A 25,323-nucleotide genomic window follows, 5' to 3' on the forward strand; every position below is an offset into this window, starting at 1 on the left:
CAGCTTGCTCTCGCAGCCCTGAACCCCTAGCTAGGTGACATGACCGACTTCTCCCCCCGCGAAATCGTTTCCGAACTCGACCGTTTCATCGTCGGCCAGACCGACGCCAAGCGCGCGGTCTCCATCGCCTTGCGCAACCGCTGGCGGCGGCTGCAGCTTTCCGGTTCCCTGCGCGAGGAAGTGCTGCCGAAGAATATCCTGATGATCGGACCGACCGGCGTCGGCAAGACGGAAATCGCGCGGCGACTGGCAAAGCTTGCCGGCGCGCCGTTCCTCAAGGTCGAAGCCACCAAATTCACCGAGGTCGGCTATGTCGGCCGCGACGTCGAGCAGATCGTGCGCGATCTCGTCGAGGTTGCGATTGCGCTGATCCGCGAGCGCAAACGGAAAGACGTGCAGGCGCGTGCGCAGCTTGCCGCCGAGGAACGCGTGCTGGATGCCCTGGTCGGCCCGGCCTCGAGTCCGGCGACGCGCGAATCCTTCCGCAAGAAATTGCGTGCCGGAGAATTGAACGACAAGGAGATCGAGATCGAGACGCAGTCCTCCGGCGGCTTCCCGATGTTCGAGATCCCGGGCATGCCGGGCGCGCAGATGGGCGCCATTTCAATCGGCGACATCTTCGGCAAGATGGGTGGACGCACCAAGACCCGGCGCCTGACGGTCGCGGGCTCGCACGAAATCCTCGTCAACGAGGAATCCGACAAGCTGCTCGATACCGACCAGTTGGTGCAGGAAGCGATCAACGCGGTCGAGAACAACGGCATCGTGTTCCTCGACGAGATCGACAAGATCTGCGTGCGTGAGAATCGCGCCGGCGGCGACGTCTCGCGCGAAGGCGTGCAGCGCGACCTGTTGCCGCTGATCGAGGGCACGACGGTCTCGACCAAGCACGGCCCGGTGAAGACCGATCACATCCTGTTCATCGCCTCCGGCGCATTCCATATCGCAAAACCCTCCGACCTGTTGCCGGAATTGCAGGGCCGCCTGCCGATCCGCGTCGAACTGCAGGCGCTGACGCGGGACGACATGCGCCGCATCCTGACCGAGCCCGAGGCGTCCCTGATCAAGCAATATGTCGCGCTGATGCAAACCGAAGGCGTGAAACTGGATATCACCGACGCCGCCATCGACGAGCTCGCCGACGTCGCCGTTGCCGTCAACTCCACCGTCGAGAATATCGGCGCGCGGCGGCTGCAGACGGTGATGGAGCGGGTGCTGGACGAGATCTCCTTCACCGCCCCCGATCGCCACGGCGACACCATCACGGTCGATGCCGACTATGTACGCAAGCACGTCGGCGACCTCGCCAAGAATACCGATTTGAGCAGGTTCATTTTGTAAAGCGGCTCATTGTAGACCCTCATCCTGAGGAGCGCGGAACGCGCGGCTCGAAGGATGAGGGGAAGCACGGTCCATCGTGTCCGGACTAAATCCTCGCGCGCCGCACCCTCACGTAAAGTGCGCCCTCGCCGCCATGGCCGATATGGGCTTCCTCGAAACCGACGACGAGCGCGCGGAATTCCGGCAGGCTCAGCCATTGCGGCACCTGGCGGCGCAGCACGCCGCGTTCGGAATCGGCGCCGCCGGCTTTGCCCTTGCCGGTGATGACGAGCACGAAAGTCAGCCCGTCACTGTGCGCACGCTGCAGGAACGCAAACAGCATGCGATGCGCGCGCGTCTGCGTCATGCCATGCAGGTCCAGCCGGGCGTCGATCTCCTTCCTCCCACGCGACAGTTGTGCGCGCTCGCGGCGGCCGAGCGGCACCAGCGGTGGCGGCGTCTGCGGACGCGGCGCGGGGACGGATTTCACCGGGATCGGCTTTGCCGGCACAGCCGGTTTGGCGGCGGGCTTGGTCTCCGCCTCTGGCGCATGCGCTTTCGCAACGGGATGGCGTTTGCGCAGCGGCTTGACCTGCTTTGCGACGCTTTCCCACAGCGCCCGTTCCTCTTCGCTGAGCGCGCGCCGGCGCCGCGGCGGCACCGGATCTGCAATCGGAACGGGACGCTTCATCTGTAGGTGCGGTGATGGCGGTAATGCCGATGGCGCCGCGGCTCACTCTCCGCCTTGATGCCGGACCGCGGCTCCGGCAGCGGCACGGGCTTTGCGCTGGTCGCGGCGGACGTATCCGCAGGCTTTGCAGCGCTCTTGTCCTTTTGCGGATCAACTTGCGGAAACAGTTTCGCGATCTTTTCCGACGGCCGCTCGTCCGGCACCGGCATCTTGCGCCCGCGCGCGACGGGATCGAGGCTTCTCGGCACCAGCATCACGAAGCGCATATTGTGCCGCAGCCGGCCCGAAACCCTTCCGGCATCGACCCCGGCCCCGAAATAGAGATCTGCGCGGGCCGGGCCGACGATCGCCGAGCCGGTATCCTGCGCAATCATCAGGCGACGGAACGGCGTCTTCGATTGCTCTGACTCGATCGGCAATTCGCCCTCGATGAAGAACGGCGTGCCATAGACGTGAAGCGCCTTGTCGACGGCGATCGAGCGGCCCGGCGTCAGCGGCACGCCCTGCGCGCCGACCGCCTCGTCCTTGTCCGAGAGCTGCACCTCGCGGAAGAACACATAGGAGCGGTTCTGTCGCCGCAGTTCTTTTGCGCCATCAGGGTTCTGCGCCATCCACTCCCTGATCTTCTGCATCGACATCTGCTCTTTCGGAATGATGCCGCGGTCGATCAGGATGCGGCCGACCGGCGTGTAAGGGTAGCCATTGTGGGCATCATAGTTGATGCGCAATGTCGAGCCGTCCTCGAGGCGCACCCGCGCCGAGCCCTGGATCTGCGCGAACAATAGATCGGTCTGTTCCTTGAGCCAGCAGATTTCGAGACCGCGACCGGCGATCGCGCCGTCCTCGATCTCGGCACGATCATAGTAAGGCACCAGCTTGCGGCGGCCGATCTTGCGGAACACCTGGCCCTTGTTCGGCAGGCCGTTCGAGCTCTGCTTGGCGCCGCGGACGAACAGGTTCGAGGGCCGGCGGTAGACCGGCACGTTGTAAACATCGGTCTGGGTCCGCGACCCATCCAGCACCGGCTCGTAATAGCCGGTGACGAAACCCTCGCCCTCGCCGAGCCGCGAAATACGCAAGGGGAGGAAATGCTCCTCGAAGAACGCTTTCGCCTTGGCCTCGTCGGTCAGCTCCAGACCCTTGGCGAGGCGGCAGGGATCGCGCAACGAGGTGCCGAGTGCCTTCGATTCCGAAGGCAGCCCGCGCTCGGCGGCGATCGGCCGGCAGCTCGCGCGAAAGGCTTTGTAGGCCGCAAGGTGATCATCATCGCGCCAGCCCGGCATGTCGGTCCAGGCCAACGGTTCATACTGGCTGCCGCTGATCTGCAGCGGCAGCTCCAGGTGTGGATACGGGAGGTGGCGGATGTGCTGGACGGCCGAATGCCTGGTTGCCTTCGCGACATGCCTCGGGCGCGCTTCTAGCGCGGCGGTCGAGCATAGCAGAACGATCGCACAGCATGCGGCCGTGAGCTGCGCAAGGCGAAGCGGGTCAGTGGGCGCTTCCAGTACCAACCAGTTTCCAGTTCGGATCGCGCGACGCCGTATCGCGGGCGAATGTCCAGACATCGGTGATATCGGCGACCTTGTCCGGGTTGCCATCGACGATGGTACCGGACTTGTCGCGGGTGACGGAAATCATCTGCGACACGAACCGGACCGTGACCTGCGCCGAACGGTCGCGCGCTTCCGCGCCGACGATCTCGGCCTTGTCGATCGAGACGAAGCGGGTCTCGGTCTTCTGCTCGTGCCTCTCGCGATCCTTGATCGCGGCATCGAAGCTCTCATAGACCTCGCCCGACAACAGATCCCGCAGCGCACGGCGGTCGCCATTGGCAAAGGCCAGCACGATCATCTCATAGGCGCTCCGCGCACCCGAGATGAAATGGCGCGGATCGAAAGAGGAGTCCTGGGCGACAATGGCGTCCAGCCCCTGCGCCAGCGCCGTACCGGGTTCGGCAAGTCCCTTCCAGCGGTCGGAGGGCGGCGTCACGTCCTTGCTCGGCAGCGGAGGCGGCTGATCGATCACCGAGCCCGGCATCGGGACGACATTATTGTCCCGCTGCAGCACGTTCGGGGCCGCACGGTCATAGGGTGGCCGCTCGCTGCCGGTGCGCTGTCCGAGGACACTACGCAGGCGCAGGAAAATGAAGACGGCCAGCGCCAGGAAAATGATGGTGTAGATATCCACGTCGTGTTCGCTTTCTGATCTGCACCGGCAACGGTCCGCCCCCAGCGGGCGTTCCGCTCAGGGAACGGCGGAGATTACCTCGCCAATTTAGTCCGCAGCATGTAGGCACGAAATTCCGCTCGGCCAATGGCGCGTTTTGGCGCGGCTATTCTAGCGCGTTTTGGCGGCGAGGGGAAATCCGATGATGCCTGGAAATCACGCATCTTCAAATGTTTAGGGAGCAGATGGTGCCGCCTTTCAGCCGCGATTGACGATCTCGGCAGCAAATCGGCGAAGGTTTGGCCAATCAAGGGACTGTCGCCTTGTGGAGCGGTGTAGGGCTATGATAGCCACTCGCCCGGCACCAGCATTTCCAAAACCTTAACTGCGGCTTCGGACGTCAGACCGTCTCCGATCGCCAGTGCTCAGGAGAGCTTCCCATGACCAACGGCAACGGCGCACCCCCCGAGCAGGCCCCGCCCCAGCTCAACGTGCTGGCGCAATATACCAAGGACCTTTCGTTCGAGAACCCGAACGCGCCGGCCTCGCTCGGGCCGCAGCAGCAGCAACCGGCAATCAACATCCAGATCAATGTTTCGGCCAAGAACCTCTCCGAGAGCGAATATGAGGTGACTCTTTCGGTCGACGGCAAGGCCGAGAGTGCCGGCAAGGTGATGTTCAGCTTCGACCTGCAATATGCCGGCGTGTTCCGGATCCTGAACGTGCCGCAGGAGAATCTGCATCCGCTGGTGATGATCGAATGCCCGCGGCTGTTGTTCCCGTTCGCGCGCGAGATCATCGCCACCGCCGTGCGCGATGGCGGCTTCCCGCCCCTGATGCTGGATCCCGTCGATTTCGTCGGCCTGTACCGCCAGAACATGGAGCGGCAGGCGGCCGCACAAGGCGCCCCGGCGTCCGGCGCGAAACCAAGCTGAAGAAAATAATTTAGGCTGCGGCTTCGGCCGCCGTCGGCAGATATTCGTTCCAGATCGGCTTGTCGCCGAGCGTTGCGATGAAGGCGCGGTGCGCCTCGCGCTCCCCATCGGTCACCCGCGGCGCCAGCGGAATTTCGCGCTGCCGCCGCGGCATTTCGCCCTGGCCGACATGGGTGATCGCGACTTCCGAGGCCAGGATGAGCTGCGACTGCCGCGCCCCGATCAGGTCGATATAGACCTCCGCCAGGAGTTCGGCATCGAGCAGCGCGCCGTGCTTGGTGCGGCGGGAATTATCGATCGAATAACGCGAGCAGAGATCGTCGAGCCGGTTCGACACGCCCGGATGCTTCCGGCGTGCCAGCAGCAGGGTGTCGACCAGCCGGTCCTTGACGATCACCGGCCGCTTGATCCGTTCGAGTTCTGCATTGATGAAGCTGATGTCGAACGAGGCGTTGTGGATCACCAGTGGCGTATCGGCGATGAACGCCAGGAATTCGTCGACCACCTCGGAGAACAGCGGCTTGCCGGCCAAGAATTCGGTCGAGAGACCGTGAACCGCGAAAGCCTCCGCCGGCATGTCCCGCTCCGGGTTCATGTAGACGTGGTAGGTCTGGCCGGTCGGCATCCGGTTGAAGATCTCGATGCAGCCGATCTCGACCAGCCGGTCGCCGCGCAGCGGATCAAGGCCGGTGGTTTCGGTATCGAGAACGATTTCGCGCATGGACTTCCAAGACCAGAGAATACCAAATTTCTTTGTTTGAGCATGATCTTTTCGGAAAACCGGTTTCCACTTTTCCGGATCATGCTCAAGGCGAATCAGATTCGCCGCTTCGGCATCTTAACGACCTCAGCCAGAATGTCCTTGATTTGCGCGCGCACGGGATCAAGGCCGTGTGAGGTATCCACCACGAAATCCGCCCGCTTGCGTTTCTCGGCGTCGGGCACTTGTCGGGCCAGGATGGCATTGAATCTTTCGTCGTCCATCGTGCCTCGCGCCAGCACGCGCTCGCGCTGTATTTCCGGCGAGGTGGTCACAACGACGACCGCATCGACCCGCTTCTCGCCGCCCGTCTCGAACAAGAGCGGCACGTCGACGACCACAACGGGTGCGCCGGAGGCTTCCGCATCCTCGAAGAATTTCTGCCGGGAAGCGCCGAGCATCGGGTGAACGATCTGCTCCAACTGCTTCATGGCCGCGGGATCGTGCACCACGCGCGCGGAGAGTTTCGCACGATCGACCTTGCCGGCCACAGCGGTTCCGGGGAAGGCAGCTTCGATCGCCGGCGCTGCTTCGCCTTCGTAGAGCTTGTGCACGGTCGCGTCGGCGTCATAGACGGGGACGCCGGCTTCCGCGAACAGTTTCGCGGTGGTGGATTTCCCCATTCCGATCGAGCCCGTCAGTCCCAGGATCAGCATTTTTCAGTCATCACTCGGAAACGTGTCAGATTGCCAGCAGATTCTCGCGGCGCAGGAAGGCCAGCAACGACAATAGCGGCAGGCCGAGAATGGTGAAATGGTCGCCGTCGATGCGCTCGAACAGATGCACCCCGAGGCCCTCGAGCTGATAGGCACCAACGCTGGTGGTCACGGCCTCGCCGGCCTGGTCCAGATAGGCGTTGATTCCGTCCTCGCGAAGCGGGCGCATCGACATGCGCGCCACGCTGATGTCGGCGAACAGTATTTTGCCGTCCTGGGCGACGGCGACAGCAGAACACAATTCGTGCACCCGGCCCGCGAGCGCACGCAATTGTTCAGCCGCCTGGTCGCGCCCGGCGGGCTTGCTGAACAATCGATCGCCGAGCGCCAGGGTCTGGTCGGCGCCGACCACGAATCGTCCCGGCCGTTGCAAGGAAACAAACAAGGCCTTTTCGCGCGCCAGGAGTGAAGCGATATCCGCCGGTGCCGAAAGGCCTGAATTTTCCTGGATCACCCGTTCGTCGATTTCCGCCGGCATAGCCTCGAACTCGATCCCGGCATTGGCCAGCAGCATCTTTCGCGCACGGCTCTGGGAAGCGAGAATCAGCGGATTTTTTCCGCGCCAGATCGTCATAGCCAGCGAATCATTCGAGCGGCCGCTGCCGCTGGCGGTCGTTATAGAGCTTCATCACCGCTGCAGCGGTCTCCTCGATCGAGCGGCGCGTGACATCCAGCAGCGCCCAGTTGAATTTCGCGCTCAGGCGGCGCGCGAATGCAACTTCATCGGCGACCGCCTGCCTGTCGATATATTCGTCGTTGCCGGAAGCAGCGCCCATGCTCAAGAGCCGGTTTTGTCGGACCTGGATCAGGCGCTCCGGCGTTGCATGGAGGCTGACCACCAGCGGCTTCTTCAGGTGCTCCAGTTGATGCGGCAGCGGAATGCCAGGCACGAGGGGAACATTCGCGGTGCGGATGCCGCGATTGGCGAGATAGATCGACGTCGGCGTTTTCGAGGTGCGGGATACCCCGACCAGGACGACATCGGCCTCCTCGAGGCCTTCGACGTGCTGACCGTCGTCATGCATCATCGTGTAGTTCAGCGCATCGATGCGCTTGAAATATTCCGCGTTCAGCACGTGCTGCGCCCCGACCCGGCCCGAGGTGGACGCACCCAGATACGCCTCGAACAATTGCATCACCGGGCCAATGATCGACAGACTCGGAACATTGATCTCCCTGCATTTGGCTTCCAGCCGGCTGACGAGATCTTTCTCGAGCAGCGTGAACAGCACGATCCCGGGTGATTCCTCGATCTCATCGAGCACACGGTCGAGCTGTTTCTGGCTGCGCACCAGGGGATAGACGTGTTCGACCGGTGAGACATTGGCGTATTGCGCGGCCACCGCGCGCGCCACCGTGATCAGCGTCTCGCCGGTTGAGTCCGACACCAGATGCAGGTGAAAGTAATTGCCTGATGTGGGCACCAGAACCTCTGCCTATCCTGTGAATCCCTGTGGAGGTTGCCTACAACTATTCCGCCGAGATCGCCGCCTTAGGGATATCTAAACCTTTTCTTCACAGCGCCTCCTGCGAGGACAAGTCCGCCGTGCGGGTGGGATGATAGTGAGAATATGTGAATTTGTCTCTTGATAAGCTGGCCAAAGAAGGCCGCAAGCGCTTGAGGCGCTGAGCGATATCTCGTTGCGCGACGATCGGGGCGGAATTGTTGAGCGGTGTGAACAAGCGCTCGAGAACGGCGGGATCGCATTGCGTGAGTCAAATCCACGGTCACCTAGACTCAAACCTAAGATTCTAAAATTAATTGGTTTTAAGAGAGCGGTGCTTGCGGATATGTATCCGTAACCTCGCTGGCAGGCCTTCGTTGAGAACGGTGAGGCTGTCCGAGATGTTCCAGGAGCACAGCGAACGCGATGTATGAGTGGATCAAGGCGCTGCACATCATTGCGGTCATCTCCTGGATGGCCGGCATGCTCTATCTGCCGCGGCTGTTCGTCTATCATTGCGAGGCAGAGAAGGGCTCGAAGCAGTCCGAGACCTTCAAGGTAATGGAACGGCGCCTTCTCAGGGCGATCATCAATCCGGCCATGATCGTCACCTGGCTTGCCGGCCTTTATCTGGCCTGGGCTGGTCACTGGTTCAGCTCGGGCTGGCTGCACGGCAAGCTTCTGCTGGTGCTTGTGCTCTCCGGTGTCCACGGATTTTTTGCCCGTTGGATGAAGGATTTCGCCGCCGACCGGAATACCCGGAGCCAGAGATTCTATAGGATTATCAATGAGGTGCCGACCGTCTTGATGATCGGCATCGTGATTCTGGTGGTGGTCAAGCCGTTCTAGCCGGGCACTTTGCCCAGGAATCAGGCTTCAGTCCTTCTTGCGGAGCGCAAACCGATTTTCTATATTTGTCTCAATCCCACCCCACGCAGGCGGATGTGATCGCGTTCCGGTTCCCTCAACGGGCCGGCCGCCACATCAGGTTTGAAGCCTCACCGGCGCTTTCCTTGCTTAGACCTGCGGACCTTCATTTTTGCGTCCGCTTTTTCTCCAAGCCACCTCGCAAGACTCTTCTCAAAAAAATGCTCCACAGGACCACCCCCATGCGGGAAATCAAACTTCAAGACCTCAAGTCCAAGACGCCGGCCGAGCTTGTCTCGTTTGCCGAGGAAAATGGGGTCGAAAACGCCAGCACCATGCGCAAGCAGGAGCTGATGTTCGCCATCCTCAAACAGCTCGCGATCCAGGAAACCGACATTATCGGCGAAGGCGTCGTCGAGGTCTTGTCCGATGGTTTCGGCTTCCTCCGTTCGCCCGACGCCAATTATCTGCCGGGCCCTGACGACATCTACGTCTCGCCCTCGCAGATCCGCCGCTTCGGCTTGCGCACCGGCGATACGATCGAAGGCCACATCCGCAGCCCGAAAGAGGGCGAGCGCTATTTTGCGCTGCTGAAGGTCAATTCGCTCAATTTCGAGGACCCTGAGAAGTCCAAGCACAAGGTCAATTTCGACAACCTGACGCCGCTGTTTCCCAATCAGCGCTTTCGGATGGAAATCGACGACCCGACGCGAAAAGACCTTTCTGCAAGGGTGATCGACATCGTCGCGCCGATCGGCAAGGGCCAGCGCGCCTTGATCGTGGCGCCGCCGCGCACCGGCAAGACCGTGCTGATGCAGAACATCGCGCATTCGATCACGCATAATCATCCCGAATGCTATCTGATCGTGCTTCTGATCGACGAGCGTCCGGAAGAAGTCACCGACATGCAGCGCTCGGTGAAGGGTGAGGTGGTATCCTCGACCTTCGACGAGCCGGCCGTGCGTCACGTCCAGGTGGCCGAGATGGTGATCGAGAAGGCCAAGCGTCTGGTGGAGCATGGCCGCGACGTCGTGATCCTGCTCGACTCGATCACTCGCCTGGGCCGCGCCTACAACACCGTGGTTCCGTCATCCGGCAAGGTGCTGACCGGCGGTGTCGACGCCAACGCGCTGCAGCGGCCGAAGCGCTTCTTCGGTGCCGCCCGTAATATCGAGGAGGGCGGCTCGCTCACCATCATCGCCACCGCGCTCGTCGATACCGGCAGCCGCATGGACGAAGTGATCTTCGAAGAGTTCAAGGGTACCGGTAACTCGGAACTGATCCTTGACCGCAAGGTCTCGGACAAGCGGACCTTCCCGGCGATCGACATTTCCCGCTCCGGCACCCGCAAGGAAGAGCTGATCACCGATCCGCAGGTGCTGAAGAAGATGTACGTGCTGCGCCGGATCCTCAATCCGATGGGTACGATGGACGCCATCGACTTCCTGCTCGACAAGCTCCGAAACACCAAGAACAACTCCGAATTCTTCGATTCGATGAACACGTGAGCGGGGCCGAGAGGTCCGATGTTTATGTTGCGATGCAATATCGCCCATTTATGCTGCGGGAGAGCTGCAGCATGAATGGGCCCTTGTTCGTTCTGACGTGAACAGCTTAAGTATCTGATTGGTTGAGTATTTCCAGCGACGCGTGGATCCGGATGATGGGTTTTCGGCTGGATATCGCAGCAAATTGCTGCACGATTGCTGCGACAAAAGTCGGCGATGTTGCGGTGCAACATAGGTGCTGAGCGTTCGGTGCACTAATTCTGCATTGCCTTCCGGCCGGTTCGCTAACAAATAGCGATGCCGCGCGACCAGACCATCTTTGCGCTTTCCTCGGGGCGACCGCCGAGTGCGATCGCCATCGTCAGGATATCGGGGCCACAGGCCGGTTCGGCATTGGTGAGGTTGGCGGGCAAGATTCCGTTGGCGCGGATGGCGACCCGAGCATTGCTGCAGGATGTCGGCGGCCAGCCGATCGACGACGCGGTGGTGCTCTGGTTTCCCGCGCCCGCAAGTGCCACGGGCGAAGACGTCGCCGAATTTCATGTCCATGGTGGACGGGCGGTGCTTGGTGCGTTGTTCAACGCGCTGGCGGGAATTGACAACATTCGGCCCGCCGAGGCTGGCGAATTCACCCGCCGCGCTTTCGAGAACGGCAAGCTCGATCTGACCGAGGCCGAGGGCCTCGACGACCTCATTCACGCCGACACCGACCGGCAGCGCCGCCAGGCGCTGCGCCAGTTGAAGGGTCTGCTCGGCGATCGCGCCCGCAACTGGCGCGCGCAGATCATCGAGGCATCGGCGCTGATCGAGGCTGGTATCGATTTTTCTGACGAAGGCGATGTACCGGCGGAATTGATCGCGCCGGCGCTCAAGAAGGTTAGAGCGCTGCTGAGCGAAATTCAGCAAGTGCTGGCCGCCCAGGCGCAGAGCGAACGGCTCCGCGACGGCATCGTGGTCGCGATCGCAGGCCCCCCGAATGTCGGCAAGTCGACCCTGATCAACCAGCTTGCGCGGCGCGAGGTCGCGATTGTCTCACCACATGCCGGCACCACGCGCGACATCATCGAGGTACAGCTCGATCTCGACGGCTATCCCGTGACGGTGATCGACACCGCCGGCATCCGCGAGACCGACGATCCCGTCGAGCAGGAGGGAGTGCGCCGCGCCCGTGCGCGCGCCGATGAAGCCGATCTGGTATTGTGGCTCACCGACAGGATGAGCACGCCGATCCCACATGAGGGGTCGGCGTCGGTCTGGCTGGTGCGCAACAAGATTGATCTGGATGTTTCGACGCCGGAGCTATCGGGATCAGGATCGGCATCTGCCATCTTTAGGATCTCAGCTCGGAATGGGGATGGGATTCCGGAGCTGATCGCGTCCCTGGTCGACTTTGCCCATGATTATTTCGGATCCGGCGAGGGCGGTCTGATCACCCGGACACGTCAGCGCAAGCTGCTGGAGGAGACGGCCGGCTCGTTGCGGCGTGCGATCGATGTGGTCGGGACGGGCGAAGAGCTTGCCGCGGAGGAGCTGCGGGCGGCGGCCTATAGCCTTGGACGGCTTCTCGGTCGTGTGGATGTCGAGGACATTCTTGACGCGATCTTTCGAGAGTTCTGCATCGGAAAGTAGGCCGCTGGGTCAGTCGGCCTCTGAGTCAGTGAAAAGGCGGGTCGCTGTTTCACGTGAAACATCCGTCGCTGGTGTCTTCTGCGCGATGTGAAGCATCGGACAAGATCGCCACCTTGTTTCACGTGAAACAGCAGCGGATCAGATCGTCGAAACTTGTCTTTCGACTTTCATCGCTCCGCGCTAGAAGTTCGCGCATGTCTATCCAATCGCTTTCATTCGACGTCATCGTCATCGGAGGCGGCCATGCCGGCTGCGAGGCCGCCAGCGCGGCTGCCCGGATGGGCGCGAAGACGGCGCTGGTGACGCATCGTTTTTCGACCGTTGGCGCCATGTCGTGTAACCCCGCGATCGGAGGCCTAGGGAAGGGCCATCTGGTCCGCGAAGTTGACGCGCTGGACGGTCTGATGGGTCGGGTCGCCGACGCCGGCGGCATTCAGTTCCGGATGCTGAACCGCCGCAAAGGCCCTGCCGTCCGCGGGCCCCGCGCCCAGGCCGACCGTAAGCTCTACGCCGCTGCCATGCAGGCCGCGATCCTCGAGACGGCCAATCTGAGCGTGGTCGAGGGCGAGGCGGATGATCTCCTGACCAACAATGGGCGCATTAGTAGCGTCCGCCTGGGGGATGGACGGGTCCTGTCTGCCGGTGCTGTTGTGATCACGACCGGCACCTTCCTGCGCGGTTTGATCCATCTCGGCGAGAAAAACTGGCCGGCCGGCCGGGTCGGTGAGGCGCCGGCCATGGGGCTTTCAGCCTCGTTCGAGCGCCTGGGCTTTACCTTGGGCCGTTTGAAGACCGGGACGCCGCCACGCCTGGATGGCACCACGATCGACTGGCGGGCGGTCGAAATGCAGCCCGGAGATGATCCGCCTGAGCCGTTCTCTGCCATGACGGACCGGATCACGACGCCACAGATCCAGTGCGGGATCACCCGCACCACGCCCCAGACGCATGAGGTGATCCGGGCCAATGTACATCGTTCGCCGATGTATTCCGGTCAGATCAAGAGCACGGGGCCGCGCTATTGCCCGTCGATCGAGGACAAGATCGTCCGGTTCGGGGAGCGCGACGGCCACCAGATCTTTCTGGAGCCGGAAGGGCTCGACGACAACACCGTGTACCCCAACGGTATCTCGACCTCGCTCCCGGAGGAGGTCCAGCTTGCGATCCTCGCTTCCATTCCGGGCCTTGAGCGGGTCAAGATGGTCCGGCCGGGCTATGCGATCGAGTACGACCATGTCGATCCGCGCGAGCTCGAACCGACGCTCGAGACCAAACGTTTGCCGGGGTTGTTCCTGGCGGGCCAGATCAATGGCACAACCGGATATGAGGAAGCCGCAGGGCAGGGGATTGTCGCCGGCCTGAACGCGGCACTCTCTGCCGGTGGCGCCGATCCGATCGTTTTCGACCGCGCCGACGGCTATCTCGGCGTGATGATCGATGACCTCGTCACGCGTGGGATCACCGAGCCCTATCGGATGTTCACCTCGCGGGCTGAATACCGGCTCACGCTCCGGGCCGACAATGCCGATCAGCGACTCACGGACAAGGGAATTGCGTTGGGATGCGTCGGCGAAGCCCGCTCCAAGCGTCATGCCGCGAAGATGGCGGCGCTGAATGCCGCTAAGGCGCTGGCCAGGTCGCTTTCGATTACCCCCAACGAGGCAACGAGACACGGGCTTGCGCTGAACCGCGATGGCGTCCGCCGCTCGGCATTTGAGCTGCTGTCCTACCCCGAAGTGGAGTGGACGACGCTCCGCGGCATCTGGCCGGAGCTATCGGGCATTGACCCATCGATCGCCGTTCACCTGGAGATCGACGCAAAATACGACGTCTATCTCAAGCGTCAGATCGCCGACGTCGATGCTTTCCGCCGTGACGAGGGACTTATCTTGACCGGCGTGGACTACGACGACGTACCCGGCCTTTCCAACGAGGCGCGCGCCAAGCTGAGGGCTGCGCTGCCGCGGACCGTTGGTCAGGCAGGACGGATCGACGGGATGACTCCGGCGGCTCTAAGTATCCTGGCCGCCTATCTGCGCCGAGAGGCACGGAGGAAGACGGCGAGGGCGACCGCGTAAGCGTTTCACGTGAAACAAGCGAGGCCGCTGTCGGCGACGTAGGCAGAACCTTCCGCCATCGTCATTGCAAGCCGCCGGGTCGGCGGGTAGCGCCACCCGATGACAGGCTCCGCGGAGCATTCCATCTCTCCTCAGCGTGGGAGGCGCCATTGCTTCCCCGCGCTCGCGATGACAATTTGTTGCTCTCCGACTGGCATTCCGACTCATGGTCAAAGCATCGCTGAATAGGGCGTCGCTGGGCGCAGTTGCCGATAAGACGGCGGCGCTCGCACTCACCCCCGTTTCACGTGAAACGGAAGCCCGGCTCGACCGCTATGTCACGCTTCTCCTGGAATGGCAGGCCAAGACCAATCTCGTGGCGCCATCGACGCTTCCCGAACTCTGGACCCGCCACATCGCCGATTCGCTGCAACTGCTGACTCTCGCTCCAACAGCCAGAGTGTGGGTCGACCTCGGCTCCGGCGGCGGCTTCCCGGGAATCGTGCTCGCCTGCGCGCTCGCGGAAACGCCGGGCGCGACTGTCCATTTGGTTGAGAGGAACACCAAGAAGGCGGCCTTCCTTCGTGAGGCGGTGCGAGTGACCGGGGCGTCGGGAACGGTGCATCTGGCCGACATCGGGGATATTGTGGATAGAATCAGCGGACCCATCGATTGCGTGACCGCGCGGGCGCTGGCTCCGCTACATCAGCTCATCGGCTTTGCGGAACCGCTGATACGAAAGGGTGCAAAAGCGCTGTTTCTCAAGGGTCAAGATGTAGAGGCCGAATTGACCGAAGCCACTAAATATTGGACAATCAAGCCGCGACTCCATTCCAGCCGAACCGGCGGACACGGCTGGATTGTCGAGCTCGACACCATCGGGCGACGTTGAGCTTACCGCAGGGGATCAGCAGGGCAACGCTATGACCGTAATTGACGAGGTTTATCAAGAGGATAGGCCGCCAGCGCCGGCGGGCCATCCGCGCATCCTGTCGCTCGCCAACCAAAAAGGGGGTGTCGGCAAGACAACCACAGCGATCAATCTTGGGACGGCACTCGCGGCCATCGGCGAGCGGGTCCTGGTCGTCGATCTCGACCCGCAGGGCAACGCATCGACCGGGCTCGGCATCGACCGGCGCAACCGGAGCTGCTCGACCTATGATGTGCTGGTCGGCGAAGCGCCGCTGCGCGAGGCGGTCGTGGCGACCGCGGTGCCGCGGCTTCACATCGCCCCCTCCACCATGGATCTCTCCGGCCTCGAGCTCGAACTGGGGACCACGCCCGGCCGCGCCTTCCGCCTGCGCGACGCGATCGCCGGGCTCAACAACAACACTTCGCCGGACGCCGACTACACCTATGTGTTGATCGACTGCCCGCCGTCGCTCAACCTGCTGACCGTGAATGCGATGGCGGCGTCGGACGCGATCCTGGTGCCGCTGCAGTGCGAGTTCTTCGCGCTGGAAGGTTTGTCTCAGTTGCTGCAGACGGTGGAGCAGGTGCGCTCGACGCTCAATCCGAACCTGTCGATCCACGGCATCGTGCTGACCATGTTCGACTCCCGCAACAACCTGTCGAACCAGGTCGTCGCCGACGTCCGGCAGTTCATGGGAAGCAAGGTCTACAACACCATGATCCCGCGCAATGTGCGCATCTCCGAAGCGCCGTCCTACGGCAAGCCGGTGCTGGTCTACGATCTCAAATGCGTCGGCAGCGAAGCCTACTTGAAGCTCGCCACCGAAGTGATCCAGCGCGAACGCGAGTTGCGCGCGAATTGAGAATCGTAAGGTGGGCAAAGGCGTCTTCGCCGTGCCCACCATCTTCGAAGCCGCGTGGTGGGCACGCTTCGCTTTGCCCACCCTACGATCCACGATTTTGTTTCCGGAGTTTGCTACGTGAATCCAAGGGAGCTGGCGACAATGGCCGACGAAGCGCGTTCGCGACTGGGCCGCGGGCTTGCAAGTCTGATCGGAGACGTCGGCGGCGAGGCCGCGCATGTCGAGCGGCCGCGCACGCAGCGCAAGGTGCCGATCGAATTCCTCAAGGCCAATCCGCGTAATCCGCGCCGCAGCTTCGCCGACGCCGAGCTCGGTGAGCTTGCCGATTCGATCAAGCAGCGCGGCGTGATCCAGCCGATCGTGGTGCGGCCGGTCAAGGGCGCGCAGGATCGCTACGAGATCATCGCCGGCGAACGGCGCTGGCGCGCGTCCCAGCTCGCCGGCCTGCACGAGGTTCCGATCGTCCCGGTCGAGGTCAACGACAGCGACGCGCTCGAGATCATGATCATCGAGAACGTGCAGCGCGAAGACCTGAACCCGATGGAAGAGGCGCAGGGCTATCACGCGCTCGCCGACGAGTTCAAACGCAGCCAGGAAGAGATCGCCAAGATCGTCGGCAAGAGCCGCAGCCATGTCGCCAACATGATGCGGCTGACGAAGCTGCCCGCGGAGGTGCAGGCCTTTATCGCGAGCGGCGAACTGTCCGCAGGCCATGCGCGTGCCTTGATCGGCGTGCCCGATCCGCTCGGCGCCGCCAAGCGCATCGTCGCGGAAGGTCTCAACGTGCGCCAGGCCGAAGCGCTGGCGCATGACGAGGGCGTGCCGGTGCGCAAGCCGCAGAAGGCACGTGGCGGCGGCAGCAAGAAGGATCCTGACACGCTGGCGCTGGAGAAGCGCGTCTCCGATGCGCTGGGCCTCACCGTCAGCGTCAATCATCGCGACCCCGGCGGCACCGTGCAGATCAGCTACCGCAGTCTCGAGCAGCTCGACGAGGTGATGCGGCGGCTCGAGGGCGGTTAGCAAACTCAAGCGCGCCGCCTTGCATTCGCAGCGATCGAGAGCAGGGCGCGTTGCGCGATCACCGCAGCGAGTGAATTCTGCTTGCGCATGTCGAGGGCGGCGCTGCCGAGCTGCTCGATGATGCCGACCAGCCGTTGTGGGCTGAAATTGCGCAGCGCGATTTCGACCGCGCCTTTGCGCGAGAAATGCAGCCGCGGAAATCCGCCTTCCAGCACGGAGGAGACCGGCGCACCATCGGCAATCGCCAGCGCAGACTTATGCAGCCATGCGGCCTGCCGCTGTGCGGCCGAGATGATGACGCCGGGATAGGTGCCGGCCACCATCGCCTTGGCGAACTCGGTCTCCACCGCCGCGGCGTTGCCGGCAAACGCGCTGTCCACGATCGGATCGAGCTTCAGCTCGGATGCGTCGGAGACCACCGTCATCACATCCTCAAGCGTGACCTCGCCTCGGCCATGGGCGTAGAGCGTGAGCTTCCGCAACTCGTTGCGCGAGGCCTGGCGGTCGCCGCCGAGCAGTGACATCAGCACCGCGCGGGCATCTTGCGCGATGCGCAGGCCGGATGCCCGCAGTTCGTCGTCGATCAGCTTGGCGAGATCGCGCTCGGTATCGGGATAGCAGCCGATCGCCACCGCATTCTTGGCGCGCTCGCAGGCCTTGCGCAGCGGCGAGTCCGGCCTGATGTCGCCGGCCTCGATCACGATGCGGCAATCCTTCACCGGCGAATCCGCCAGCGTCTCGACGCCGCTGGCAAAATTGCGCGAGCCGGCGCGGACGCGGATCGCGCGCCGTCCGCCGAACAGCGGCACCGTCATCGCTTCATCCACCAATCGCGACGGCTCGGCGGCGAGGTCGTCGCCGTCGAGACGGACCAGCGAAAACGGATCGTTGGGGTCGTCGACCGCGGATGCCATCAGCGCATCGGCGCGCTCGCGCACCAGGCCGGCGTCGGGGCCGTACAGCAGGATGATCGGGCGGCCGGGATCGGGCCGGGCGAGGAAGGCGTCGATCTCTTTTCCGCGAAGCGCGACCAACGGCGATCAGGTCCCGGCGGTGAAGTACGACGCCAGCCGGGTATTGATGTTGTCCGCGATCTCCTGCGCGGCGCGGTCTTCGGCGTCGCGCAGGGCGCGCGTGCGGGTGAAGCGCTGGTAGGAGCCGGGCATGTCGTAGGACACGCGCGAGAAGGTCGATCCCGTCATTACCGACTTGTTGGAGGCGATCTCGACCAGATTATACTGCGCGTCGATGCCGAAATTCTCGCCGGTCGGCAGCGCGGTGGTCGGATCGACCATCAGCGAGGAGCGGCTGGTCGTGAAGCGGATCACCAATCGGTGGGTCGGCGGCATGCCGGTGGCGTTGCCATAGAGCTTGAACGCCAGCGCATTGCGGACCTCCACCCCGATGCGTGCCTCGCGGGATGCGTTCGGCTTGTCGGCGATCGGCGGGAGCTCGACGCCCATCAGCTTCTCGCGCAACGCCGGTGCGCCGTCGGTATGCTCGGCATACATCGGCTGGAAACAGCCGGCCGTCAGCGCGGCCAAGGCGGCCACCGCGACGAGCCGGAGCGCGATCCGGATCCTAGCCGACGACATTCACGATCCTCATGGGCACCACGATCACCTTGCGGACGGGCTTGCCACCCAAGGCGGCTTTTACCGCATCGAGCGCCAGAACGGCAGCCTCGATCTGAGGATTTTCGGCCGCCCGTGGCACGGTAACATCACCCCGTTTTTTGCCATTGACCTGCACGACCAGGGTCACGCTGTCTTCAACCAGCAAATCGCGTTCGATTTGCGGCCAGGACGCCTCCGAAATCAGCCCCTCCTGGCCCAAAACCTGCCAGCATTCCTCGGCCAGATGCGGCATCATGGGCGCGATCAGTTGAACCAGGATGACCGCGGCTTCCCTGATAGCCCAGGCGGCGTCGGGCGCGGGCTTGCCGCCCCTGGCCAGGGTCTCGGCCAGCGCGTTGGCGAATTCCCGGATGTGGGCAAGGCAGACATTGAAATGCAGCCGCTCGATCCCCGAGGACACCTTGTCCAGCGCGCCGTGGGCCGCCTTGCGCAAGGCAGTCGCCTCGGGCCCGAATGAGGCCGGCCGGGCCGCCGGCGCACCCTTTGCGACCGCAGCGGATTCATTCACCAGCCGCCACAGCCGCTGCACGAAGCGCGCCGCGCCCTGCACCCGCTCGTCGCTCCAGATCACGTCGCGGTCGGGCGGGGAGTCCGACAGCATGAACCAGCGCGCGACGTCGGCGCCATAGGTCGCGATGATGTCGTCGGGGTCGACGGTGTTCTTCTTCGACTTCGACATCTTCTCGATCGGGCCGATCGTGATCTCTTCGCCGGTGTCGATGGTCGTCGCGCGGCGGTCACTGCCGGTGACCTCGATCTTCACGTCCGCCGGCATCACATAGGTGCCGTCGGCCTTCTGGTAGGTCTCGTGCACCACCATGCCCTGCGTGAACATGCCGGCGAACGGCTCGTCCATCGCGATGTGGCCGGTTGCCTTCATCGCGCGGGTGAAGAAGCGGCTGTAGAGCAGATGCAGAATCGCGTGCTCGACGCCGCCGATATACTGGTCGACCGGCATCATCCGGTTGGCGACGGCAGGCGTCGTCGGCGATGTCTCGTTCCAGGGATCGGTGAAGCGCGCGAAGTACCAGGACGAATCCACGAAGGTGTCCATGGTGTCGGTTTCGCGTTGCGCCGGCCCGCCGCATTGCGGGCAGGTGACGTGCTTCCAGGTCGGATGATGGTCGAGCGCATTGCCCGGCTTGTCGAAGGTCGCATCGTCCGGCAGCGTCACCGGCAGCGCACTGTCCGGCACCGGCACCACGTCGCATTTCGGGCAGTGGATGATCGGGATCGGGCAGCCCCAATAGCGCTGGCGCGAAATGCCCCAGTCGCGCAGGCGAAAATTCACCTGGCGCTCGCCGACGGGCGCGTTGCCACGAAGTTCATTCTCCAAGCGCTTGGCGATCTCTTCCTTCGCCTGCTCGATGGTCATGCCGTCGAGGAAGCGCGAATTGATCATGCGGCCGTCACCGTCATAGGCGGTGTCCGTGATCACGAACGTCTTCGGATCCTGTCCTTCGGGACAGACAACAGGCGTGTTGCCGAGGCCGTATTTGTTGACGAAGTCGAGGTCGCGCTGGTCGTGCGCCGGGCAGCCGAAGATCGCGCCGGTGCCGTATTCCATCAGCACGAAATTCGCGACATAGACCGGCAATTTCCAGTTCGGATCGAACGGGTGAATCGCCTTGATGCCGGTGTCAAAGCCCTGCTTCTCGGCGGTGTCGATGATTTCCTGCGCGGTGCCGATCCGTTTCACTTCGGCGATGAACTCGGCAAGCTCCGGATTCTTCGCAGCCGCCGCCTGCGCGAGCGGATGGTCCGCCGAGATCGCCATGAACTTGGCGCCGAACAGGGTGTCCGGCCGCGTCGTGAAAATCTTCAATTCGCTTTCGCCGGCGGGCGTGGTCGCCGGATCCAGCGCGAAGCGGATCAAGAGGCCCTCGGAGCGGCCGATCCAGTTGCGCTGCATCAGCCGCACCTTGTCGGGCCAGCGATCCAGCCCGTCCAGTGCGTCCAGCAGCTCCTGCGCGTATTTCGTGATCTTGAAGACCCACTGGTTCATCTCGCGCTGTTCGACGACGGCGCCGGAGCGCCAGCCGCGGCCGTCGATCACCTGCTCGTTCGCGAGCACGGTCATGTCGACAGGGTCCCAGTTGACCTTGCGCTTCTCGCGCTCGACGAGGCCGGCGCGCAGGAAGTCCAGGAACATCTTCTGCTGATGCTTGTAGTAGCTGGGGTCGCAGGTCGCGAATTCTCTGCTCCAGTCGAGCGACAGGCCGATCGAGCGCAACTGCTTCTTCATCGCCGCGATGTTGTCGTAGGTCCAAGCTTTCGGCGCCACCTTGCGCTCGATCGCGGCATTCTCCGCTGGCAGGCCGAAGGCGTCCCAGCCCATCGGGTGCAGCACATTGAACCCCTTGGCGCGCATGTAGCGCGCCAGCACGTCGCCGAGCGTGTAGTTCCGGACATGGCCGATATGGATGCGCCCGGACGGATACGGGAACATCTCGAGCACATAGTATTTCGGCCGCGGATCGTCGTTTTTCGACGCAAAAATCGCCTTCTCGTCCCACTGGCGTTGCCAGCGCGGCTCGGATTCACGGGCGTTGTAACGTTCGGAGGTCATGGAGCAGGGCTCTTGGGGGCCTTTCGGCCGTTTAGAAGACGGCGGACTAGGCCATAGAATTGGCTGCGGGGTCAACGGGTTGAGGGCACGCCGCGCGGCAAGGGCAGATAGGTCATGTGCGCCGCTCTACACGTCATTCTCGGTGTCGTCCCGGGCTTGACCCGGGACCCATAGCCACAGGTGCTCGTGATACGAAAACTGGGGCCACTTGCTCGTGCCACAACTCAGATCGGTGGTTATGGGTCCCGGGTCAAGCCCGGGACGACGTGGGGAGAGGTTCGCATTCAAATGTCAAACAGCGGAGAGGATATGAGTCCGCATTCTCGCGGCGCAATGCGCCCGAGCTTTGCGTCACTTTCCACCCTCTCATTGAATAGAGGGCGCAGGGAAAGCCGGGTGCCGGTTGCACCCGTGGGCCCCGTGCAACAAAAAGCACGGGGGTAGGACCACAGGTCAACCGAAGCAACTCCGGCTTTCCCTGCGCAGTGGTTTACGGCTTACTTCGTGCTCTTCCCGGTGACCGGGCTTTCTTGCCACCGTCATCTCTTGCGTGAATTTGTTCACGCAAAAAACTTAGCGCCAGCGTCGGGGCGCCAGAACCACACGACTTCGCCGTCCACGGATAGCTGTGTTCGTCGTTCACAGCACCCGCGTCCACCGCATCTCACCGCAACGTTCGTGACGATCGCGACCCGCCCCTCATTCGCGCTGAGACGCGCGGAGTTAAATCACTGATTTGCCCGACGACGGAAGCGGAATGTTTTTTCCGCGAGGGCTGGACAGACTTTTGGTGATTTGCCCGTCGGGTTGTTATGTCGCACCCAAACTGGCCGCATCGTCATTGCGAGCGCAAGCGAAGCAATCCATAGCGCCGCGCGCAGAGGCGTGGATTGCTTCGCTTGCGCTCGCAATGACGAAACTAGCTCGCCATCGCCATTTCTGCCGCGCCCTTCGAGCCCTGCACCAGACCGTGCTCGACGACGGTGTTGCGGCCGAGATGTTTGGCGGCGTAGAGCGCCGCGTCGGCGGCTTCGATCAGGTCGCCGGGGCGGAGCGACGGGCTCGGCTTGGTGCAGGCGACACCGACGCTGGCGGTGACGATCTGGTGGCTTGAGGTCGCGTGCGGCAGGCGGAGATCCTGCACCGCGGCGCGCACGATCTCGCCGACCTCCTTTGCGCGCGCGGCACTGGTGTTCGGCAACAGCAGGCAGAATTCCTCGCCGCCGTAACGGCAGGCGAAGCCCAGCGTGTCGGCGGCGATGCCGGAGAGTGTCTCGCCGAGCCTGGTCAGGCAGGCGTCGCCTTCGGGATGGCCGTAGGTGTCGTTGTAGAGCTTGAAGTGATCGACATCGATCATCAGGAGCGACAGCTCGCCATCATATTGCTGCGCCTTCATCCACTCGAAATCGAGCCGGCTCTGAAAACCCCGGCGATTGGCGAGCCCCGAGAGCATGTCGATCGAGGCCATCACCGTCAGGCGGTCGTTGGTCGCAACGAGATCGCGTTCGCGCTGGCTGAGCTGCGCGGCCATCGCGTTGAACGCGCGGGCAAGCGGCACGAACTCCGCAGGCAGCTTGTTCTTCACGACGCGGGCGGACCAGTCGCCCTCGCCGAAGCGCTTGGCCATGCGGGTCATCACGTCGATCGGATGGATGATCAATTTCTCCGCGCCGACCAAGGCACCGAGCAGCACGAGCAGGCAGACGAAGCCGAGCTGCAGATAGGCGGTGCGGATATCGCCATCGATCGCCGCCGTCACCCTGGCCTCATCGATGCTGACGATCAGCCGCGAGCGCGTGCCGGGAATGCGCGCAAAGCTGATCGTGCGGTTGGTGCCATCCGCCGCGGTGAAGGAAATCGAGCCGGAGGACTCATCATAGCTGAGCGCCTTATCCGCGATCGCGGACATCAGCGGCACGGTGTCCAGGGCGCGGCCGATCATGCCTGCCTGGTCCTGGGGCGCCGCGAGAACCGTGCCGGTGCTGTCGACCAAGACAGAAGAAACGCCGGCTCGTCCGCCGAAATTGGTCATGATCTTGGACATCCAGTCCAGATTGATCGCGGCGAGAACCACGGAGTCGGTTTCACTGTTGATGGCGGCCACCGGGTAAGCGGCCATCACGACCGGCGTATTGGTGGGACGTGCCGCGATGAAATCGCTCAAGACAAATTCCCGGCGCGCCCTCGCTTCCGTCACATAGGGCCGGTCGCTGAGATCGATGCCGACATAGGCGTTGTTGGTCGAGCACTGGATATGGTCGTCGCTGCCGAGAAACATCAGGCTGCGGATCCAGGGCATGTTGGCAGGCACGCTGGCGCGCAGGATCTCGCAGCTCTTGCCGATGCCGCCGGCGGATGCGCGGATATAGGCGGCGGATTTCAGCACCGTCTCGACCGAGGAGATGACCTCGCGCTGGGCGTCGGCGCTGTGTGCTGCGAGGGCGGCGAATTCTTCCGCGGCATGCGCGAGCTGCTTGGCCCGCGAATCTTCCAGGGTGCGGACGCGGTCCAGCATCAGGGGCGCCACCAGCAACAGCGCAAGCAGCGCCAACCGCGCACGAATACCCAGAAGATTCTTGAGTTTGGCGCGTTGGCGGTTGAAATTAATTTTAGACATCAATCTCCCCTAGCCCCACTGGTGAAAGTAGAACGAAGGGTTCAAGAAGCCTTTCCCGGATTTGGTAAAATTCGAGGAAACCCCCGCAAGCCTACGCGTTGGTATATGACATGACACCGGAAAACCCAGCACCGCTAACCGCGCATTCACCAAACGGTCTCGCCGAGGTCGAGGAGGAAATCGCGCGCGCCTGCAAGGATGCACGTCGAGATCGTGCTTCGGTCACGTTGATTGCGGTCTCGAAAACATTCGGTGCGGACGCGATTTCGCCTGTCATCGCGGCCGGACAGCGCGTTTTCGGCGAGAATCGCGTGCAGGAGGCCAAGGCGAAGTGGCCTGCCTTGATGCAGGCCCATCCCGGCCTCGTGCTGCACCTGATCGGGCCGCTGCAATCCAACAAGGCGAAGGAGGCGGTGGCGCTGTTCGATGCCATCCATTCGGTGGACCGCCCCAGCATTTGCGAAGCGTTAGCCAAGGAAATCAAAAACCAGAACCGGCAGCCGCAATTGTTCGTCCAGATCAATACCGGCGAGGAGCCGCAGAAGGCGGGCATTTCCCCATCCGACGCCGATGCTTTCATCGCACGCTGCCGGGAGCACTACGGGCTGTCGATCTCAGGCCTGATGTGCATCCCGCCGGTCAACGACCCCCCTGCCCCGCACTTTGCGCTGACGGCCAAGATCGCCGCGCGCAATGGCCTGACAAATCTCTCGATGGGCATGAGCGCCGATTTCGTCACCGCGATCCAGATGGGCGCGACCCATGTGCGCGTGGGATCTGCGATTTTTGGGGCAAGGTGAGCTGCTAGACCCTCATCCTGAGACGCGCTGCGCGCTCCTCACCATGAGGGTTTGAGAATGTTCTACCCGATCACAATTCTCGTCTGCGGGCTCATCCGCCGCAGCAGCCGCAGCATCGCGGATTTGGTCATCGAGACGCAGCCGGCGGTCGGCGCGAAGTTTGGACGGGCGAGATGCAGGAACACCGCGCTGCCGCGGCCGGCGATGCGCGGGGTGGTGTTGTGGTCGATCTCGATGATGAAATCGTAGAGATGATCCTCGCGCGTCAGCCGGTCGCCGCTTTGCTCGCGGGTGAGCCGCACCGGCTGGTTGTAGTGACGGTCGCGCGGGTCCTCGCACCAGGCGTCCCCGGGCTGGATTGGCCGGGTGGGCAGGAGGCTGGTCGGCCGCGGGGAGCGGTCCGCTCGCCACCATAACTGCCGGGGGTGGAAGACGCCCCGGGGGGTTCCTCCGTCGCCCTCGCGCTTATTGGTGAGGATGCCGCCCCGGCCGAGCGCGACCGGCACCGCCCAGCCGTCGGCAGTCAGCCACCCCCGGCACGGGTTACCGGCGGCGGGCCGTATCAGGACCGAGCACAACGGCCGATCACGCGCGGTTGTCTCATAAGTGATTGAAAAACTGGAACTTCCCATGCGAATCGAAAACCGCTCGTCTTGCCTCCCCGGCCCCCATTGTTCTATCTCGCGGGATTACAGCACATTCATCCAATCGGCCGCTGATTTGGGATAGACTGTGATTGGCTTGTGAATCGGTAATGAACGACTACCTAAAAAGCGAGTCTCGCCATCAAGTCCCGGCCAAAGCGCTGTCC

22 protein-coding genes are annotated in these 25,323 nt (G+C 63.1%); 10 read left to right on the forward strand and 12 right to left on the reverse strand.

Annotated features, from left to right (window positions below; genetic code table 11):
- Positions 1–39 precede the first annotated feature (39 nt).
- Positions 40–1,341: an ATP-dependent protease ATPase subunit HslU gene (gene hslU, locus ACVJGD_RS29250; RefSeq protein WP_456637482.1), complete on the forward strand. Its 1,302-nt coding sequence runs from the start codon at positions 40–42 to the stop codon at positions 1,339–1,341.
- Positions 1,342–1,426: 85 nt separating this feature from the next.
- Here hslU and ACVJGD_RS29255 read toward each other — a convergent pair whose 3' ends face one another.
- The 3 genes from ACVJGD_RS29255 to ACVJGD_RS29265 all read right to left on the reverse strand — a co-directional run bounded on the left by ACVJGD_RS29255 (position 1,427) and on the right by ACVJGD_RS29265 (position 4,198).
- Entirely contained in the window at positions 1,427–2,011 is a 585-nt protein-coding gene (locus tag ACVJGD_RS29255; protein WP_456637483.1) for a Smr/MutS family protein, read from the reverse strand.
- Positions 2,008–3,345 (reverse strand): murein transglycosylase A, encoded by a 1,338-nt coding sequence (gene mltA, locus ACVJGD_RS29260; RefSeq protein WP_456640411.1) that lies wholly within the window; start codon positions 3,343–3,345, stop codon positions 2,008–2,010. Before mltA ends, ACVJGD_RS29255 begins: the two co-directional genes overlap by 4 nt.
- A 154-nt stretch (positions 3,346–3,499) precedes the next feature.
- Positions 3,500–4,198 carry a Tim44/TimA family putative adaptor protein gene (locus ACVJGD_RS29265; RefSeq protein ID WP_456637484.1) on the reverse strand — a complete coding sequence of 233 codons (699 nt, stop codon included), beginning with the start codon at positions 4,196–4,198 and terminating at the stop codon, positions 3,500–3,502.
- A gap of 419 nt (positions 4,199–4,617) precedes the next feature.
- Here ACVJGD_RS29265 and secB point away from each other — a divergent pair, with 419 nt between their 5' ends.
- A complete protein-coding gene (secB, locus tag ACVJGD_RS29270; protein ID WP_456637485.1) occupies positions 4,618–5,112 on the forward strand; it encodes a protein-export chaperone SecB in 495 nt (164 codons plus the stop codon).
- A gap of 10 nt (positions 5,113–5,122) precedes the next feature.
- Here the strand turns inward: secB and dnaQ are convergent, their stop codons facing one another.
- From dnaQ to ACVJGD_RS29290, 4 genes are all read right to left on the reverse strand, one after another.
- A complete protein-coding gene (gene dnaQ / locus ACVJGD_RS29275) occupies positions 5,123–5,833 on the reverse strand; it encodes a DNA polymerase III subunit epsilon (protein ID WP_456637486.1) in 711 nt (236 codons plus the stop codon).
- A gap of 95 nt (positions 5,834–5,928) precedes the next feature.
- Positions 5,929–6,528, reverse strand: a complete 600-nt coding sequence (coaE, locus tag ACVJGD_RS29280) for a dephospho-CoA kinase (protein WP_456637487.1) — start codon at positions 6,526–6,528, stop codon at positions 5,929–5,931.
- A 25-nt stretch (positions 6,529–6,553) separates the two neighbouring features.
- Positions 6,554–7,162, reverse strand: coding sequence for a Maf family protein (locus ACVJGD_RS29285; RefSeq protein WP_456637488.1), 609 nt, complete (start codon positions 7,160–7,162; stop codon positions 6,554–6,556).
- Positions 7,163–7,172: 10 nt separating this feature from the next.
- Complete coding sequence (locus tag ACVJGD_RS29290) at positions 7,173–8,012, reverse strand: pyruvate, water dikinase regulatory protein (protein WP_027581393.1); 840 nt, start codon at positions 8,010–8,012, stop codon at positions 7,173–7,175.
- Between the two features lie 447 nt (positions 8,013–8,459).
- On the opposite strand from ACVJGD_RS29290, the gene hemJ reads away from it, so the two are divergent.
- The 7 genes from hemJ (at position 8,460) to ACVJGD_RS29325 (ending at position 16,889) form a co-directional block, all read left to right on the forward strand.
- Positions 8,460–8,882 (forward strand): protoporphyrinogen oxidase HemJ, encoded by a 423-nt coding sequence (gene hemJ, locus ACVJGD_RS29295; RefSeq protein ID WP_456637489.1) that lies wholly within the window; start codon positions 8,460–8,462, stop codon positions 8,880–8,882.
- A 260-nt stretch (positions 8,883–9,142) separates the two neighbouring features.
- Positions 9,143–10,408 (forward strand): transcription termination factor Rho, encoded by a 1,266-nt coding sequence (gene rho, locus ACVJGD_RS29300; protein WP_027581395.1) that lies wholly within the window; start codon positions 9,143–9,145, stop codon positions 10,406–10,408.
- 297 nt (positions 10,409–10,705) lie between these two features.
- On the forward strand, positions 10,706–12,037 hold the full coding sequence (gene mnmE / locus ACVJGD_RS29305) for a tRNA uridine-5-carboxymethylaminomethyl(34) synthesis GTPase MnmE (RefSeq protein ID WP_456637490.1): 1,332 nt from the start codon (positions 10,706–10,708) through the stop codon (positions 12,035–12,037).
- A 194-nt stretch (positions 12,038–12,231) separates the two neighbouring features.
- Positions 12,232–14,115 (forward strand): tRNA uridine-5-carboxymethylaminomethyl(34) synthesis enzyme MnmG, encoded by a 1,884-nt coding sequence (gene mnmG, locus ACVJGD_RS29310; protein WP_456637491.1) that lies wholly within the window; start codon positions 12,232–12,234, stop codon positions 14,113–14,115.
- Between the two features lie 205 nt (positions 14,116–14,320).
- Positions 14,321–14,986, forward strand: coding sequence for a 16S rRNA (guanine(527)-N(7))-methyltransferase RsmG (gene rsmG, locus ACVJGD_RS29315; RefSeq protein ID WP_456637492.1), 666 nt, complete (start codon positions 14,321–14,323; stop codon positions 14,984–14,986).
- Positions 14,987–15,017: 31 nt separating this feature from the next.
- The gene (locus tag ACVJGD_RS29320; protein ID WP_456637493.1) at positions 15,018–15,869 is read left to right on the forward strand and encodes a ParA family protein; all 852 of its coding nucleotides are present in this window, start codon (positions 15,018–15,020) and stop codon (positions 15,867–15,869) included.
- A gap of 141 nt (positions 15,870–16,010) precedes the next feature.
- Positions 16,011–16,889, forward strand: a complete 879-nt coding sequence (locus ACVJGD_RS29325; protein ID WP_456637494.1) for a ParB/RepB/Spo0J family partition protein — start codon at positions 16,011–16,013, stop codon at positions 16,887–16,889.
- Positions 16,890–16,894: 5 nt separating this feature from the next.
- Here ACVJGD_RS29325 and holA read toward each other — a convergent pair whose 3' ends face one another.
- The 4 genes from holA to ACVJGD_RS29345 form a co-directional block, all read right to left on the reverse strand.
- A complete protein-coding gene (holA, locus tag ACVJGD_RS29330) occupies positions 16,895–17,923 on the reverse strand; it encodes a DNA polymerase III subunit delta (protein WP_456637495.1) in 1,029 nt (342 codons plus the stop codon).
- A gap of 6 nt (positions 17,924–17,929) precedes the next feature.
- Positions 17,930–18,484 carry an LPS assembly lipoprotein LptE gene (gene lptE / locus ACVJGD_RS29335; protein WP_456637496.1) on the reverse strand — a complete coding sequence of 185 codons (555 nt, stop codon included), beginning with the start codon at positions 18,482–18,484 and terminating at the stop codon, positions 17,930–17,932.
- Complete coding sequence (gene leuS / locus ACVJGD_RS29340) at positions 18,471–21,095, reverse strand: leucine--tRNA ligase (RefSeq protein ID WP_456637497.1); 2,625 nt, start codon at positions 21,093–21,095, stop codon at positions 18,471–18,473. Before leuS ends, lptE begins: the two co-directional genes overlap by 14 nt.
- A 919-nt stretch (positions 21,096–22,014) precedes the next feature.
- Positions 22,015–23,712: a diguanylate cyclase domain-containing protein gene (locus ACVJGD_RS29345; RefSeq protein WP_456637498.1), complete on the reverse strand. Its 1,698-nt coding sequence runs from the start codon at positions 23,710–23,712 to the stop codon at positions 22,015–22,017.
- A 110-nt stretch (positions 23,713–23,822) separates the two neighbouring features.
- Between ACVJGD_RS29345 and ACVJGD_RS29350 the strand changes: the two genes are divergently transcribed.
- Positions 23,823–24,512 (forward strand): YggS family pyridoxal phosphate-dependent enzyme, encoded by a 690-nt coding sequence (locus tag ACVJGD_RS29350; protein ID WP_456637499.1) that lies wholly within the window; start codon positions 23,823–23,825, stop codon positions 24,510–24,512.
- Between the two features lie 62 nt (positions 24,513–24,574).
- On the opposite strand, the gene ACVJGD_RS29355 is transcribed toward ACVJGD_RS29350, so the two are convergent.
- On the reverse strand, positions 24,575–25,144 hold the full coding sequence (locus ACVJGD_RS29355; RefSeq protein ID WP_456637500.1) for a L,D-transpeptidase family protein: 570 nt from the start codon (positions 25,142–25,144) through the stop codon (positions 24,575–24,577).
- Positions 25,145–25,323 lie beyond the last annotated feature (179 nt).

The organism is Bradyrhizobium sp. USDA 10063, assembly GCF_054063735.1.